The organism is Nonlabens antarcticus, from assembly GCF_015356755.1.
Taxonomy (GTDB): domain Bacteria; phylum Bacteroidota; class Bacteroidia; order Flavobacteriales; family Flavobacteriaceae; genus Nonlabens; species Nonlabens antarcticus.
This window is the reverse complement of record NZ_JADFCO010000062.1, coordinates 1-16366: the sequence shown is the minus strand read 5'-3', so window position 1 is coordinate 16366 and position 16366 is coordinate 1. Positions and strand designations below refer to the sequence as shown.

Annotated in this window: 10 protein-coding genes; 1 reads left to right on the top strand and 9 read right to left on the bottom strand. The window is 41.0% G+C overall.

Annotated elements, in window-relative coordinates:
* Positions 1-55 precede the first annotated feature (55 nt).
* The 5 genes from gmd to IQ282_RS03350 all read right to left on the bottom strand — a co-directional run bounded on the left by gmd (position 56) and on the right by IQ282_RS03350 (position 6776).
* Positions 56-1168 (bottom strand): GDP-mannose 4,6-dehydratase, encoded by a 1113-nt coding sequence (gene gmd, locus IQ282_RS03370; protein ID WP_194850502.1) that lies wholly within the window; start codon positions 1166-1168, stop codon positions 56-58.
* Between the two features lie 1214 nt (positions 1169-2382).
* Positions 2383-2940, bottom strand: coding sequence for a dTDP-4-dehydrorhamnose 3,5-epimerase (rfbC, locus tag IQ282_RS03365; RefSeq protein ID WP_194850501.1), 558 nt, complete (start codon positions 2938-2940; stop codon positions 2383-2385).
* Complete coding sequence (gene rfbA / locus IQ282_RS03360; protein ID WP_194850500.1) at positions 2937-3797, bottom strand: glucose-1-phosphate thymidylyltransferase RfbA; 861 nt, start codon at positions 3795-3797, stop codon at positions 2937-2939. The genes rfbC and rfbA overlap by 4 nt, the downstream gene beginning before the upstream one ends.
* A gap of 151 nt (positions 3798-3948) precedes the next feature.
* The gene (gene rfbB, locus IQ282_RS03355) at positions 3949-4953 is read right to left on the bottom strand and encodes a dTDP-glucose 4,6-dehydratase (protein WP_194850499.1); all 1005 of its coding nucleotides are present in this window, start codon (positions 4951-4953) and stop codon (positions 3949-3951) included.
* A 428-nt stretch (positions 4954-5381) separates the two neighbouring features.
* A complete protein-coding gene (locus IQ282_RS03350; protein WP_194850498.1) occupies positions 5382-6776 on the bottom strand; it encodes a nucleotide sugar dehydrogenase in 1395 nt (464 codons plus the stop codon).
* 853 nt (positions 6777-7629) lie between these two features.
* Between IQ282_RS03350 and IQ282_RS03345 the strand changes: the two genes are divergently transcribed.
* Positions 7630-8832, top strand: a complete 1203-nt coding sequence (locus tag IQ282_RS03345) for an OmpA family protein (RefSeq protein WP_194850497.1) — start codon at positions 7630-7632, stop codon at positions 8830-8832.
* Positions 8833-9615: 783 nt separating this feature from the next.
* Here IQ282_RS03345 and IQ282_RS03340 read toward each other — a convergent pair.
* Genes IQ282_RS03340 through pabB form a run of 4 tightly spaced genes read right to left on the bottom strand, consistent with a single transcriptional unit; the run spans position 9616 to position 16082 of the window.
* Positions 9616-11430, bottom strand: a complete 1815-nt coding sequence (locus IQ282_RS03340) for a DUF885 domain-containing protein (RefSeq protein WP_194850496.1) — start codon at positions 11428-11430, stop codon at positions 9616-9618.
* A 9-nt stretch (positions 11431-11439) separates the two neighbouring features.
* Positions 11440-13497 (bottom strand): protein-disulfide reductase DsbD family protein, encoded by a 2058-nt coding sequence (locus tag IQ282_RS03335; RefSeq protein WP_194850495.1) that lies wholly within the window; start codon positions 13495-13497, stop codon positions 11440-11442.
* Positions 13494-14825, bottom strand: a complete 1332-nt coding sequence (tilS, locus tag IQ282_RS03330) for a tRNA lysidine(34) synthetase TilS (RefSeq protein ID WP_194850494.1) — start codon at positions 14823-14825, stop codon at positions 13494-13496. Before tilS ends, IQ282_RS03335 begins: the two co-directional genes overlap by 4 nt.
* Before the next feature lie 9 nt (positions 14826-14834).
* A complete protein-coding gene (gene pabB / locus IQ282_RS03325) occupies positions 14835-16082 on the bottom strand; it encodes an aminodeoxychorismate synthase component I (RefSeq protein ID WP_228547202.1) in 1248 nt (415 codons plus the stop codon).
* Positions 16083-16366: the final 284 nt, after the last annotated feature.

Genomic DNA, 16366 nt, shown 5'->3' with positions numbered 1-16366 from the left:
TGATTCAATTATGGTACTCGTATCAGGAGATGCCGCATCAGGTGCGGCACTTCGACTATTCAAAATAATTAAGGGTATCATACCCGTTATCCTTAAGAAACTGGTCTTTTTTCATGAGCTTGACATCGCCCTGCATCATTTCTTTAACCAAATCCTGTAGATCGTATTGGCATTCCCATCCCAGCTTTGTTTTAGCCTTGGTGGCATCGCCGATGAGCAGGTCCACTTCTGTAGGTCTAAAATAGGCAGGATCAACACTTAAAACTTCCTTACCGATCTCCACTTGAAAATCATTATGGGTACAGTTGACCACGGTTGCCGTTTCTCCTGCACCAGACCCGTTGAATTCCAGTTCGATTCCCACTTCTAAAAATGCCATTCGCACAAAATCCCTAACCGAAGTGCTCTTTCCCGTGGCAATCACCCAGTCCTCTGGCTCGTCTGCCTGCAGGATCATCCACATCATGCGCACGTAATCCTTAGCATGGCCCCAATCGCGTTGTGCATCTAGATTACCCAAATAAAATTTATCCTGAAGCCCTAAAGCTATACGTGCTGCAGCTCTGGTAATCTTTCTGGTCACAAAAGTCTCACCACGTATGGGCGACTCGTGATTGAACAAAATCCCATTACAGGCATAAATACCATAAGCCTCCCGATAATTTACCGTAATCCAATAGGCATACATTTTGGCAACCGCATAGGGCGACCGCGGATAAAAAGGTGTCGTTTCTGACTGCGGCACTTCTTGCACCTTCCCATACAACTCAGAAGTTGAAGCTTGATAAATTCTTGTTTTCTTCTCCAGCCCCAGCAATCGTACTGCTTCCAAAATCCTTAGTGTACCTAATCCATCGGTATTCCCGGTGTATTCAGGCATTTCAAAAGATACTTGAACGTGACTCATCGCAGCGAGATTGTAGATCTCATCTGGGTTGATATGCTGTATTAAACGGGTCAGGTTCGTACTGTCCGTCATATCTCCATAATGCAATATAAAACGCTGGTTCTCCACATGCGGATCTTCATATAAATGATCAATACGATCTGTATTCAAAAGAGAAGACCTGCGTTTCAGCCCATGAACTTCGTATCCTTTTTTGAGAAGAAACTCGCTCAAATAGGCACCATCTTGTCCTGTAACTCCTGTAATTAAGGCAACTTTCATGAAACTTGTAAGTTTTAGTTGGTTTTAAGAATCAATTGCTGATCCTTTGCTGGAGTGGTAAAGATAGAATAATAGGATAAAAATGACCTACGATGCTTGTTTTCCCTTAGTAAAATCTCGTGACTTAAGATATAAGACTTTTGACGGTTTGTGGTTTGTTGACATCTCATCTTCCGTCTTCCCTAAGGCGTTGCTCTGAGCGGAGTCGAGGTGGAAAACACTTGGTTTAACGAAAATAGATCGATTCGCAGGAATTACATTCTTTCTTTTGGATGGTAAGAGTTAGGATTTTGTGAACCTGAACTATAAAATTATATTTACCTCCTGTGCTGGCCCCATTGCCTTCGGCATTTCCCCAGAAGGGAAACAAGTTTTTGTAAGCTTTACCAATAATATATCGATTTGACACTTCATTTCATTTTGCATTTCTCCAGCGGAGAAAGCAAAGGCTGTGAAATTGTAAAATCTCAATAATTTAAAATACAAAACCTCTTACCAGTATCGAGCGAGAGTCGAGGTGCGGAAGGAACTAGGTGCCTCATTGTCCTATCGGACATTTCTCCAGCGGAGAAAGCAAGAGCCATGAAATTGTAGAATATTCTAATTCAAAATTAAGAACCTCTAATCAGTATCGAGCGAAAGTCGAGATGTGAAAGGAACCAGGTGCCTCATTGTCCTATCGGACATTTCTCCAGCGGAGAAAGCAAGAGCCATGAAATTGTAGAATATTCTAATTCAAAATTAAGAACCTCTAACCAATATCGAGCGAGAGTCGAGATATGGATTGTCAGCATTCTATGTTCCTTCAGATTGCTATTCCCGATTTCCGTTCAAAACATGAATTTTAAGATTAGAGAAACAAAAACAATCAAAAGCGGTTGAACGTTAATGAATTATGAATGAAACCAGACACCTCATTGTCCTATCGGATATTTCTCCAACGGAGAAAGCAAGAGTCATGAAATTGTAGAACATTTCTAATTTAGAATAAATAACCTCTAACCAGTATCGAGCGAAAGTCGAGATATGGTTTGTCAGCATTCTATGTTCCTTGCACATTTCTATTCCCGACTTCCGTTTAAAATAAGAATTTTGAATGGAATCAATCACCTCATTGTCCTATCGGACATTTCTCCAGCGGAGAACGCAAGTGAGGAAAAACAAAAAAGTCTTTTGTCCTACGTCGGCAAGATTGGAGTGAAGCGAATATCGAGCTAGTCCTTTGTCGGTTTCAATGAAGAAGCAAAAGCCGGCAAATTCTGATCTTTCAATGAAATAATTTGATCATGAAAAGGGATCTTCCAATCGATTGACAATTGAGCATCATCATAAGCAATTCCCGACTCGCTGTCCTTGCTATAGACATTATCACATTTATAGAAAAACAGAGCGGTTTCAGACAACACGGAATACCCATGTGCAAAACCTCTGGGTACAAATAGCTGTTTCCTGTTCTCTCCAGAAAGCTCCAGCGCAACATGTTTTCCAAAAGTATCTGAATCCTTTCTAAGGTCCAGCGCTACATCAAGAACTTTTCCCTCCATCACGCGTACGAGCTTTGCTTGGGAATGCTTGCCTTTTTGAAAATGTAACCCGCGTATGACTCCGTAGGAGGATCTCGCCTCGTTATCCTGAATAAAATCTACAGCTAGCTGCGTTGCTTTCTCAAAACGCTCCTTATTATAGCTCTCCATAAAATAACCGCGCTCGTCTTCAAAAACAGTGGGTTCGATAATAAAACAGCCCTTTAAAAAAGTCTCGGTTACTTTCATTTTGTTAGATCCTTAAGGTTCGTACCATAACCACTTTTTAGAAGAGGCTGGATCAATTGACCCAACTCCTCCCGGGTTATATAACCCATTTCATAGGCGGTGCCTTCAATAGAACCTACTTTCAGGCCCTGGCGTTGTTCGATGACCTCCACAAACTGCGAGGCCTGCATCAGGCTGTCAAAAGTACCCGTATCCAGCCACGCAATTCCCTTATCCATAATCTGAACCTGGAGTTTTCCTTCTTTTAGGTAGGCCTTATTAACGTCTGTTATTTCCAGCTCACCGCGCTTGCTGGGTTGCAAATTCTTTGCTATTTCTACTACGGTATGGTCATAAAAGTAAATCCCTGGAATTGCAAAAGATGACTTGGGCCGTTTGGGCTTTTCTTCAATGGAGACTGCCGTGCCATTCCCGTCAAATTCTACCACGCCATAACGCTCTGGATCCTGGACGTGGTAAGCATATACGATCCCGCCATCTGGATCTGTATTGTTTTGTAACAGCTGTGCCAGACCAGAGCCGTAAAAGATATTATCTCCTAAAATCAAGGCGACGGTATCGCCATCAATGAATTTCTCGCCTATGATGAAAGCTTCGGCAAGGCCGTTGGGTTCAGGTTGTTCTGCATATTGAAAATCGCAGCCGTACTTTTTGCCGTCGCCTAATAATTCCTGGAAAAGTGCGGCATCTTTGGGAGTTGTGATGATCAGGATTTCCTGTATTCCCGCCGACATCAAGGTGGATAGCGGGTAGTAGATCATGGGCTTGTCATACACCGGCAACAGCTGTTTTGACACTAAGTTTGTTAACGGGTGCAATCGTGTTCCTGAGCCGCCAGCGAGTATGATTCCTTTCATAGTGGAGTATTAAATATGGGGTACAAAGTTCAAAGATGGCCTTGTGCGCATGTTAAAAATCTAATTTTTTAGTAAAGGCCAAATGTAATAAGATCTTATGTTTTGTGATAGTAATGATGTTGTTTCCACTTTCGCGAAAGCGAGATCACCATTATTCCTTCTGCAACCATTCTGGATTCTGGAGAAACCAGTCTACCGTCAAACGCAACCCTTGTTCAAAATCAACATCAGGTTTCCACCCCATATCATTCTGGATCTTTGAAGCATCGATAGCATATCTTAAATCATGGCCCGGGCGGTCCTTAACAAATGCAATCAATTTGCGGGAAGTACCGTTTTCCCGGTTGAGTTTTTCATCCATAACATCACACAATAAATGCACAAGATCCATGTTTGTCCATTCATTATGGCCTCCTATATTATAGGTCTCCCCTGACGTGCCCTTATGAAACGCAAGGTCGATCGCCCTAGCGTGATCCTCGACATACAACCAGTCCCGGGTGTAATTCCCATCACCATAAACGGGAAGCGGTTTGCTGTCTATAATATTTTTAATAAATAAGGGAATCAGTTTTTCCGGATAATGGTGCGGCCCATAGTTGTTCGAACAATTAGAAATAATAAACGGAATTCCATAAGTTTCCCCATAAGCCCTGACGAAATGATCGCTGCTAGCCTTTGATGCGCTGTAGGGCGAGTTGGGATCATAAGCGGTCTGCTCTGTAAACAACCCTGTTTTTCCCAGGCTCCCATAAACCTCGTCGGTACTCACGTGATAGAACAGGTGATTCTTATCATCTTTCCAAAACCGACGTGCTACTTCCAGCAGCTCCACCGTTCCCATCACATTAGTCTTCACAAACTCCAGCGGATTCTCAATCGAGCGATCCACGTGGGATTCTGCGGCAAGGTGGATGATGTGGGTTATGGAATGCTTCTCAAATAACCCTTCTAATAACTTTCCATCTGTAATATCTCCATGGATAAACTGATAATTGGCGTGATTCTCAATATCCTCAATATTCTTCAGGTTCCCAGCATAGGTCAGCGCATCCAGATTGATAATGTAATAATCTGGATAATTCACTACAAAGCGTCGCACCACGTGAGAACCTATAAATCCAGCGCCGCCGGTGATGAGAATTGTTTTTTGCATGAATTGGGTATTTAGTATTTAGTATTTAGTATTTAGTATTTAGTATTTAGTATTTAGTAAAAATGTTGATTTGCGCGCAGTCAAGAACAGATTAGCAGTTGAAATTCAAAGATTTCTTTCAAATTTTTCCCAATTAATTTTTCAATTAGGTTCAAACCGATTCCGCTCTCCAGCAGCGTGGCAATAAGTAATTCGCTATAATATATTGCTTAACAAAATGGAATCGGCATTCATAATTGAAATTTACAACTCACATTGAACTTGTCTAAATGTGCAACTGAAAAATAGGTAATCAACGGCTGTCGGAATAAAGTCTGAAGTTCACTCCTACTAAAAAAGTCTCCATTTATCTAAAATCAAGTCGATTGTCTTTCGTCAGCAAGGTTGGAGTGCAGCGACAACCGAGCCAGTCGTTTGTCAATTTAACCCTACCCTTTCCCTATAGCAAATCCTTTAAAACCAATTTCGCTCAATTGTTCCATGTCAAGAATGGAACGACCATCAAATATAAAGGCTGGTTTAAGCATCTTATCATAAACCATTTTCCAGTCGATTTCTTTAAATTCATCCCATTCTGTAAGAATAGCAATCGCATGCGCATCATTAAAAATTTCGGTTCGGTCATGAACTATCGTAACTAACTTCCTGTTTTCTTCTTCGGTTCTGGTGTTTAGGTAATCCAGATCTGCATAAATTTGTTCTGCGGTGACTTTTGGATCGTAGATCACTAATTCCGCTTGCTCACTCAATAAGTAATCCGCCACATAAATCGCCGCCGATTCCCGGGTGTCATTCGTATCTTTTTTAAATGCCCAACCTAAGAGGACTATCTTTTTACCGTTAACGGTATTATATAGCGTACTGATTATTTTTTGGGCAAATCGGCGCTTTTGATAATCATTCATGATGATGACCTGATGCCAATAATCGGCTACTTCCTGAAGTCCGTAGGTTTGACATAGATAGACCAAATTCAAAATATCCTTTTGAAAACACGAACCGCCGAAGCCAACACTCGATTTCAAAAACTTAGATCCGATCCTAGAATCTTGACCTATGGCACGCGACACTTCATCTACATCAGCTTCCGTAGCTTCACATAATGCACTTAAACTATTGATACTGGAAACACGCTGTGCCAAAAACGCATTAGCCGTTAGCTTAGAAAGCTCTGATGACCAGACATTAGTTTTTAGAATGCGCTCTGTAGGAACCCAGTGGTTATAAACATCGTGCAATGCTTGCATGGCTTCTTCTCCAGCAGGAGTTCGTTCCCCTCCTATCAACACACGATCTGGTTGTAATAAATCTTCAATAGCCGTTCCTTCGGCAAGGAATTCAGGATTAGAAAGCACCTGGAATTTAACTCCATTACCAGTGTTGGAAAGTATATCGTTCAACGCTTCTGCCGTCCGTACCGGAAGGGTCGATTTTTCCACAATTATCTTATCGTTTTGGGAAACAGCCGCAATCTGACGGGCACAAAGCTCGATATACTTCAGATCTGCCGCCATGCCTTTCCCTATTCCATAAGTTTTGGTAGGCGTGTTGACCGAGATGAAAATCATGTCGGCATCTCTTATGGCTTGATCTACCTGCGTGCTAAAATGCAAATTCACACCACGAGATTTACCTACAATCTGCGCAAGTCCCGGCTCATAAATAGGTAATTTTTCAAGATCGTTATCATTCCAGGCGGCAATGCGTTGTTCATTAAGATCTACCACGTTCACTTGGATGTGCGGACATTTTGCTGCAATAACAGACATAGTAGGCCCTCCCACATAGCCTGCTCCTATACAGCAGATATTATTGATTTTCATATTATAATCGTTTGTTGGCTTTATATCCCAGTATGCCTTTCATATCGTAAATAACAAACTTGGGCTTTTTACATTCTTTTAAACTCTATTTGATTTATAAAAAAGCATTTTGCGACAATGACAAAATTAGTACATCATAACGGCTTACTGGCATTTGGTAGTAATAATATAGTTCACTCTGCTCTTTAATTTTGGTAGCTGAAGGTAGCAGGTTACAAACCACCACCTACATACCTTGTTTATATAAGTAAGAAGAAGATCGATCACCTTTGTATTTCGAACATCAAGACAGTTTTTCTTAAAGGTCAGTCCCAATATTAATACCTTCAAATTTTTGAAAGCAATTTCAAGAGGTCACTTGTTTTTAACCACCTCGCTAGCGACATAGTTTCACTTGCTATAGTTCATAAGTCTGCCTGTCAAAACAATACCTTATTATCATTATTATCATTCCATTTGCTGCGCCTATTGAGCATGTTTATAACTATCACTCCTATATAACGATAACCTATTAAATCTTGATTTGAAAGAGAAAAAGCTCGACTTTGTTTCAGCGGCTTCCAATATAATTTGATTATCAATATCAAATTTTGAAATAGCCTAACCCAATTTGCTGAAAGAACTTGAAATCAAAAGATTATTTTTTATGACTGTCTACCAACCCAGCAGCCCTGTACATAAGACTTGATCCAATTCATGTATGAAAATATTAGTATTGCTAATTTCTTAATAACATCCTAATAACAAGATGATTTGAGCTAATAAAGAGTTAAAAGAGGAATTTAAGAATCAAATACGTGGATATTTAAACTAACCAAACTATATTTGCCCCTTGAAAGCAAAAACTTATAAAATGAAAAAATTATTATTTTCAGTACTCTTACTTAGTGGCGCAGCTGCCATGGCTCAAGAGACTATGACTCAAGATGGTCCACGTGACCGTGACGTAATACCTTATAATCAATGGTCTATTGATGTAGGAGCAGGAGTTCACAAACCAGTTCGTCCTCTTGCTGGCGGGTATTTCACAAACACACCATCATTTGCACAAGGAGATTTAGGAGTTCGTTACATGGTGAATGACAAATTTGGTTTCAATTTAGATCTAGGTTACAACAGATTTGAAGGAGATGATGATAGTGCCCCTTTCAAATCTCATGCATATCGTGTTTCTCTAGAAGGTGTTGTAAATGCTGGTACATTTTTAGGTTTTAGAGAATGGACAGATCGTTTCAATTTCTTGGTTCACGCTGGTGCTGGTGTAACTGCAATGTCTTATAAAGAGCCTTTAGATATAGACGATAGAGACGAAATGTTAAATTTCACTGTAGGTGTTACTCCACAGTTGAGATTAAGTGACCGCGTAACGTTCTTTGGTGATCTTTCCATTTTTGGACACGTAAGACAGGATCGTACGTTTGATGGTACTGCTGCACAAAACTTAAGAGGTTTTGACGGTTTTCTAGTTAACGCATCTGTTGGTTTCTCTTTCGCTTTAGGTGGAAATGAAGTACATGCAGACTGGTACAACGGAAGTGTCCAATCTCAATTGAATGATCTTGACTCTAGAGTTTCTACTCTTGAAACAGAGGTTGCTAATGATACAGATTATACTCTTCCTGGATATTTAGATCAGAATGCTCTTGATAGTAAATATGCAATGAAAGGTTCTAACGCAACTGGAACAAACGGTACAGACGGTTCAGGATTGATTAAGCAATTGATCAACGAAGGTTATGTTAACGTATACTTTGAGTTCAATAGTACTAAGCCAACTAACTATTCTCTATCTTCTATAAACTTCCTTGCGAAGTATATGAATGAGAACCCAAGTGCATCTGCAAATCTTACAGGTTATGCTGACGAATTAGGTACTTCTGATTATAATCAAACACTTTCTGAGCGTAGAGCTAAGATGGTATATGATATTCTTGTTGCTACTGGTGTTGACGCATCAAGATTAACACATCAAGGTCAAGGAGAAGATGCTTCCGTTGAGAAGTCAAGTGATCCTGCTAGACAATTAGTAAGAAGAGTGAAGTTCCAAGTGAACTAATAACATCACACTTTAATATTAGAAAGGGCTGCCAAATGGCAGCCCTTTTTTTTTCCTGTTTTTTAAAAAAAATGAACGATGGATTTTAGTGGTAGGTATATTAGTAACAGGAATATATGAGGTGACTTGCTTTCTCCGCTGGAGAAATGCCGAAGGCAATGAGGCCTGCGCAAGATTGAAGATTCCCCTCATTTTCAGATTCAGTTTCATTTTCATTTTCAAGTTCAATCAGAATTGCTTTCCATTTCCTGCATCCGACGAGCTTTTGCGAGAGGAGGCACGTTGAAGGCAATGCGTATGGCGTACAAGTGGATTTTGATAAATACTATCAACACCCTGCACCTTCAAACATTCCTGATCGCATCGCCATAAATGGCAAGACCGATCTGTCCTCTCCTCATCTGAGGCAGGGAACTGTTTTTTAGGTTCATTTTCAAGTTCAATTAGTTCTTGCTTTCTCCACCGGAGAAACACTAAAGGTGATGTGGCCTGCGCATAATAGAATTTTGAAAACCAATATTAAAACCCTACACCTTCAACCACTCCTGATCGCATCGCCATAAATGGCGAGAAAGATCTGTCCTCTGCTCATCTGAGGCGAGGAGCTGTTTTTTTAGGATCACTTCATAAGAACAATTATCATTCTAGATCACTTGGCTTACCTTTTCCTGCATCCTACGAGCCTTTTTGCGAGAGGAACGCACGTCGAAGACAATGGGGTGCGCAAGAGTGAATGCCACCAAAACTCATAAGCATCATAGCTCAAAGCTCAAAATTAGACCTCTATTCCTTCTCCTCAATATAAGCAGCTACTTCTTCCTCTAATAAGCTCAATGGCATCGCTCCGCTAGTTAGAATCACATCGTGAAACTCTTTGATGTCAAAATTTTTACCTAAAGCTTCTTTTGATTTATTTCTTAAGGCGAGGATTTTATTCATTCCTACTTTGTAAGCTGTAGCTTGCGATGGCATTACGATATGACGTTCCACCATTTTAACCGCATCACTTTCTGCATTGGGAGTGTTAGCTGTGTAATATTCAATAGCTTGTTCCCTAGACCACTTTTTGGAATGGATTCCGGTGTCCACTACGAGTCGGCAAGCGCGCCATAGTTCCATAGCCAATCTTCCAAAATCGCTATATGGATCCTGATAAAAGCCTATTTCCTTAGGAATCAATTCAGAATACAATCCCCAACCCTCCACATAGGCGGTGTAAAATAGATGCTTGCGAAATTCTGGTATACCTTCTAATTCCTGTGCAATTGCGATTTGCATGTGATGGCCCGGAATCCCCTCATGGTAAGCCAGTGCATCCATCTGATAAATAGGCATAGCTTTCATATCGAATAGGTTTGCATAATAGGTTCCAGGACGGCTACCATCTGCTGCGGGTTGCTGGTAAAATGCCTTTCCAGCACTTGCTTCCCGAAAGGACTCTACGGCTTTTACAACAATATCTGCTTTTGGCATTGTGTTAAATAACTCTGGCAACTTTACTTTCATGGCTTCGATTTTAGCAGTCGCTTCCCTTAGGTATTTGGCTTTTCCTGCCTCGGAATCTTCGTAATAAAATTGGGAATCCGTTCGCATGAAGCTAAAGAAGTCTTGAAGTGTTCCTTCGAACTTCACTTTTTTCATGATCCCTTCCATTTCCTTGTGAATGCGGTCGACCTCCACTAATCCAAAATCGTGAATTGCTCCCGCACTCAAATTTGTAGTGGTAGTTCGTTTTAAAGCGTATTCATAAAATTCTTCTCCTTTAGGAAATTTCCAGGCACCATCATTTCCAGTTGCTCGTTGCTGTTGGTCCTGTAAGGTGGCAATCAAACTCTCGTAAGCTGGTTTTACGTTATCAACTAGAGCTTCATTAGCCGCTTCCACTAACGCTTTCTTTCTATTTTGCGCTATTTTTAATTTTGAAACTTTATCTGAAAAATCTGCTGATAACGTACTTTGAAAGGCAGATTTTTCAAATGGTGCTCCTAGCAAAAGGTTTTTGCAATCCTTCAAGACCAACTCATAAACAAATTTGGGCAACATAATTCCATTGATCTCCCGCAATTCCAGTCCCTTATTTAACTCTGCAAATAATGGCTGTATTCCTTTTAATCTCGAGATGTATGCTAGAGCATCTGACTCGCTTTCTACCTGATGCATATTAATTAAAAATGCAGGGATCTCAGCCTGCATTCCATGCATTTGATTGACTGGATAAGTATATAAACGATAGTCGTAATCTGCAATTTCTTGTTCCTGAATGGTTTTATATAATTTGTAGCTCAACAAATCTTGTCCTTCTAAAGCGCTAACTTTAACCGAATCTGCGAGATAAACTAAGCGCTTTTCTGCTAGTTGTTTATCCTCTAGATCACGCTCCGCAGAAATGTCTGTCCACTTATCATAATCGGTTTTGATTCCCATTCCAGTTTGCATTTCTGGATCGCGGGAGAGATCTACCTGGAATTGAGTCTCCAGCCAGTCGTTGAATTGTTTTGATATTTCTTGCTTGTCCGCTTTCGCGAAAGCGGAATTATCAGCACTATCCTTACAAGAGATCAACATGATCACTAAACTTAAAACAATAACTTTTTTCATAAACTTATTTTATTGATCCAGCGCGGATTTCAACCACTGGGTATATTCCTTCAGGTCTGGGGTATAACCTACGGGCGCCACGAGATCGTTACCATCAGCATCTACCAATGCATAGAAAGGCTGTGCGTTTACCTGGTATTCTTCAATCTGAAAATCACTCCATTTGTTTCCAATCGTTCTGATTTTCTTACCGGTAGAAGCGGAAATAACTTGCTCATCTTTAGGCAAATCAGCACGCTCGTCCACATATAAAGAGATCAAAACAATGTCATTTTTAAGGATTTCCAGAACCTTTGGCTCTCCCCAAACGCGTTCTTCCATCTTTCTACAATTCACACAAGCCCAGCCGGTAAAGTCAATCATGGCAGGTTTCCCAACTTCTTTAGCATAAGCCATTCCCTTTTCATAATCATCAAAAGCGACGATATCATGGACGGTCAAATGGGCACCCTCTGGCAAGTCAATATCAGAAACTCCTGAACTGCTGGAAAAACCATACGGTGACTCACTATAAGTCATAGGCGGTGGAAAACCGCTGATCAATTTAAGCGGCGCGCCCCACAATCCTGGAACTAAGTACAAGGTAAAACACAAGGCAAGAATCGCGAGCAGTAAACGTCCCACCGAGATTGGCTGGTCCTTATCATCATGAGGCAAACGAATTTTTCCAAACAGATAAATCGCCATCGCACCAAATATCGCTATCCAGATCGCAATGAAGAGCTCCCGCTGGATCCAGCCAGCTTGCCAGACGAGGTCTGCATTTGATAAAAATTTGAAGGCAAAAGCCAACTCTAGGAATCCTAAAAAGACCTTGACAGTATTTAACCAGCCTCCGGATTTCGGTAAATTATTCATCCAACTGGGGAAAATTGCAAACAATGCAAATGGAACTCCCAATCCAAAACCAAAACCGGCAAGTCCAACGCTTAGCGCAGTAGCACCACCATCAGAAGAAAGTACACTTCCCAAAACGCCACCTATCACGGGACCGGTACAAGAAAAAGAAACCAGCACTAAGGTCAGCGCCATAAAAAACACGCCTATAATCCCGCCAGCCGTAGAAGCTTTATCTACTTTATTGATCAAAGAATTAGGCATGGTGATCTCAAAAGCACCAAAAAAGCTAATCGCAAAAATCACGAAAATCACAAAGAAAAATATATTCAAATACGGATTCGTACTGAATTCGTTGAAAATATCAGGAGAAACGGATTGAAATATATGGAATGGCAAACTACAAAGCACGTAAATCAAAAGGATAAAGAACCCGTAGAGCAAGCCTTGAAACTTCCCCTTGGCCTTATTCTCACTCTGCTTCGTGAAAAACGAGACGGTCATAGGGATCATGGGATACACACAAGGCGTGAGCAACGCACTAAACCCAGCCAGCAGACACAAAATAAAGATGGTAGTCAAATCATTTGAATTATCTTCTTCAACGGACTCCCCTTTTGTAGAATCGCTTGCCGCAACATCTTCATCAGATTCTCCTGCTGTTGTAGTACTGTTTAAGCTGGATAAATCTGGTGCGCTTGCAACTAGTGGCTGTTTGTCGTTATCATAGTAACTATCAATAATGGTAGTAACATCATCGCCTACAACGGCGTCTGGATCTATCTTGAAAATCAGCACTTCAGGCGTGCCGGGAATACAGCGCTCATCGTCGCAAACCATAAATACAGCCTCTGCAATGATGTATTTTATATCAAGGTTTTCTAATCTTATTTTTTGTTTGAAGACTGCTCGATCCTTGAATTGAAGGACGTCAGTTCCCCATACGTCTGTAAATTCTGCATAGGTTCCTATTTCTTCGTTGGGACCTAGAAGTTTATAATTTCCATCAGCTTCATAGAATCGCAACTGGGTGGGCGTCGGTCCTATTTCTGCATCGATGGGAACCTGTGAATATATGTGCCATCCCGGCTCGAGCGTGGCGGTGGTCATTAATTCGTACTCGTTATTTCCTAAATCATTTACTTCAACTTGCCAGCTGGTGGGGTCAGATAACTGGGCATGCATCACTGCACTAAAAAGCAGCGTAAAAGCTATAATCAGCTTTCTCATAGAATCCATTTAATTTTTAGTATCTCTTTCGTTTGCTGTGTCACAGGGAAATGTTTGCTCGATCTAATTCCTGGAATCCAAAGCACTTTTTCTGCGGAATAAAGTACCATAATCCGATCCTTCTCTGTTCGAGAAAGTTTTTTATTTGTCAAAATATCACTAACCAATTGTGAACCATTAAAACCAAAAGGTTTCATGCGATCGCCAGCTTGCCATGCCTGTAAAGTTAACGGATATTCCAGCCGTTCCTTATCCAGCCACAGTACATTTTTGTCTATGTGGGACTTCACAAAATCTATTGGGTTTTCCGTTGCGATCGTTTCTAAAACTACCATCGCAGCCGCTACTTGTACCTGTGTCGTTTCAGGAAGTAAATACCACTTTTTTGTAATGGGCTCCTGTATTTTTTCAAGCCGCAACACATCTCTATCCTTCAGTAGAATATATTCAGCATTGGCTAGGTATTTACCGGTTTCAGATTCCATCAAACGCAGTACTTCAGGCACATTTGAAAAACCATACTCGTGAAATACATAGAATATATATTTCTTATAATTGGGATAAGCTTTGACTTCTTCCAGGTGATAATCAATTCCTGTTGGATTTGTGGTGGTAACGCTTTCGCGAAAGCGGACTACCGCATCATCCACAATGGACTCCACGTCTTTCAAGTACCCCAGCGTTTTAGAGAAATTTGCACGTAGAAGCGGTAACTCTTCATGCAAGCTGGGAAGCACCTTATTTCTCAGGGCGTTTCTCTGATAGTCGTTACTTTCATTACTGGAATCCTCCCGCCATGTCAAACCATTTGCTCGTGCATAGGCTAGAATCTGGGCTCTGGAAAAAGGCAATAATGGCCGCAACAGTTGGTCCGTATGTTCTGGAATACCGCTCAGGCCGGTTATTCCTGTTCCGCGATTGAGGTTCATCATAAAAGTCTCGATCTGATCGTCTAGGTGGTGTGCGGTAAGAATAGCTTTAACACCTTGCTCTTGCAATAGCTGGAAAAACCAATCGTATCGCAATTCCCGTGCTGCCATCTGCGTAGATATACCTTTCTCAGCGGCAAATTTCTTTGTCTGAAAATGCTTTTTGTGGGCTTTAAGTTCTAATTCTTTTGCTAACTGCTCTACAAACTCCTCATCCCCATCGCTTTCTGCACCTCTAAGATTGAAATTGCAGTGCGCCAGTTCAAAATCAACATTGTTTTTAAGTAGTAAATGGGTCAAAACTACACTGTCTAATCCGCCACTTATGGCGATTAAAAATCTCTTTTTAAAAAGTTGCGGGAACTGTTGCTGAATATGTTGCGCAAAGGCTTGTTGCATGCGCCAAATTTAAGGAAAATCAATGCCTTGCTGCACTAGAACCTTCATCAAAGCTGCAGCTTTAACAAGGCATTCCTCATATTCAGATTCTGGAACTGCTGCAGCTGTAATAGCACTGCCTACACTCAGGGAAACCACGCGCTTTTCTGCATTATAAAGAAGCGTTCTAATGACCACATTAAAATCAAAATCTCCTTGCGGACTCATATATCCCACGGCGCCACTATAAACGCCTCGTTTAAAAGATTCGGTTTGTTCAATGATTTTCATGGCGCTGATCTTAGGCGCGCCCGTCATGCTTCCCATAGGAAATGTCGCCTTAATCGCATCCATTCCAGAAAATTGATCTGAGAGGGTTGCTGTAATACTGCTGATCATATGATGTACCTGCGGAAAAGTGTACATACCGAACAGCTCAGAAACCTCAACACTACCTTTTTTTGCTATTCTAGAAAGGTCATTCCGCACCAAATCCACAATCATTACGTTTTCTGATCGTTCCTTTTGATTTGCCAGCAAATCATTTTTGATCTGGCGATCTGTTTCTGGATCGCTGGACCGCGCAGCGGTTCCTTTTATTGGCTGGGAAAGCAGCTGTCTTCCGGTTTTTTTTAAGTAGCGCTCTGGGCTGGCACTGATAATATAATGATTATCAAATCGAGCATAAGCTGCAAAGGGCGGAGAGCTGCTCGCATTCAAATCTGCAAACGCTTTTAGCGGATTCAACTCCACCTCTTTCGCATAAAATTGAGTGCACAAATTTGCTTCATAAATATCACCACGCTGGATGTGTTTTAGAAAAGCATTTGCTTTTTCTAAATAATCTGTTTTGGAATCGGTCGCAATTAGTGGGGATTGTGCCGAAAATTTGATGTCCGATCTCAACTCCTGTTGCTGGATTTTCTCAAAAAGCTTTTGAAGCTCGTATGGATCTTCTTCGTAAGAATGGAATACAACCTGGTCTACTCCTATTTCAACGACCGTTTCAGGGATGAAAAACTGAAGGTCTGGAAATTCCATCAGATCCCTATTTTGACTTTGTAATGGTTCTAATTCGTTCTTTAAGTCATACCCTAGATAGCCAAAAATCCAATCTTGATGCTCTTCTTGAAACGATTCCAGCCGATCTAAAGCTCCTCCTACATTACACTTTATTAGGTCGATGGCACCTATACCGCATAAACAGGCATACTCGTGTTTTTCGGCTTCATTGCTGTCCAGAAAAACAACATACTGCTCGGTCTTATAATATGCCAAAAGCCGTTCTTTAAAACCTAGTTGATTTTTAAGCTGAAAACTATGGGAATGTCTATGGGTTCTCACGCTGCAAAGGTAATTGGGTTTCCTCAATAGTACCAACTAGAAACAAAAATCCCAATTAGAAATTAATTAGCACAAAGGACATTTATTCATTGCACACTGTCCCGTTCTGAAATAGCGATACACAAAAACCTTAGTGTAATGGAAACACCTATAAACAGGGGTTACGTGAAGCGTACCCAAAAAGACTACTCGCTTTCTTTCAAGCTTCAAGTGGTCGA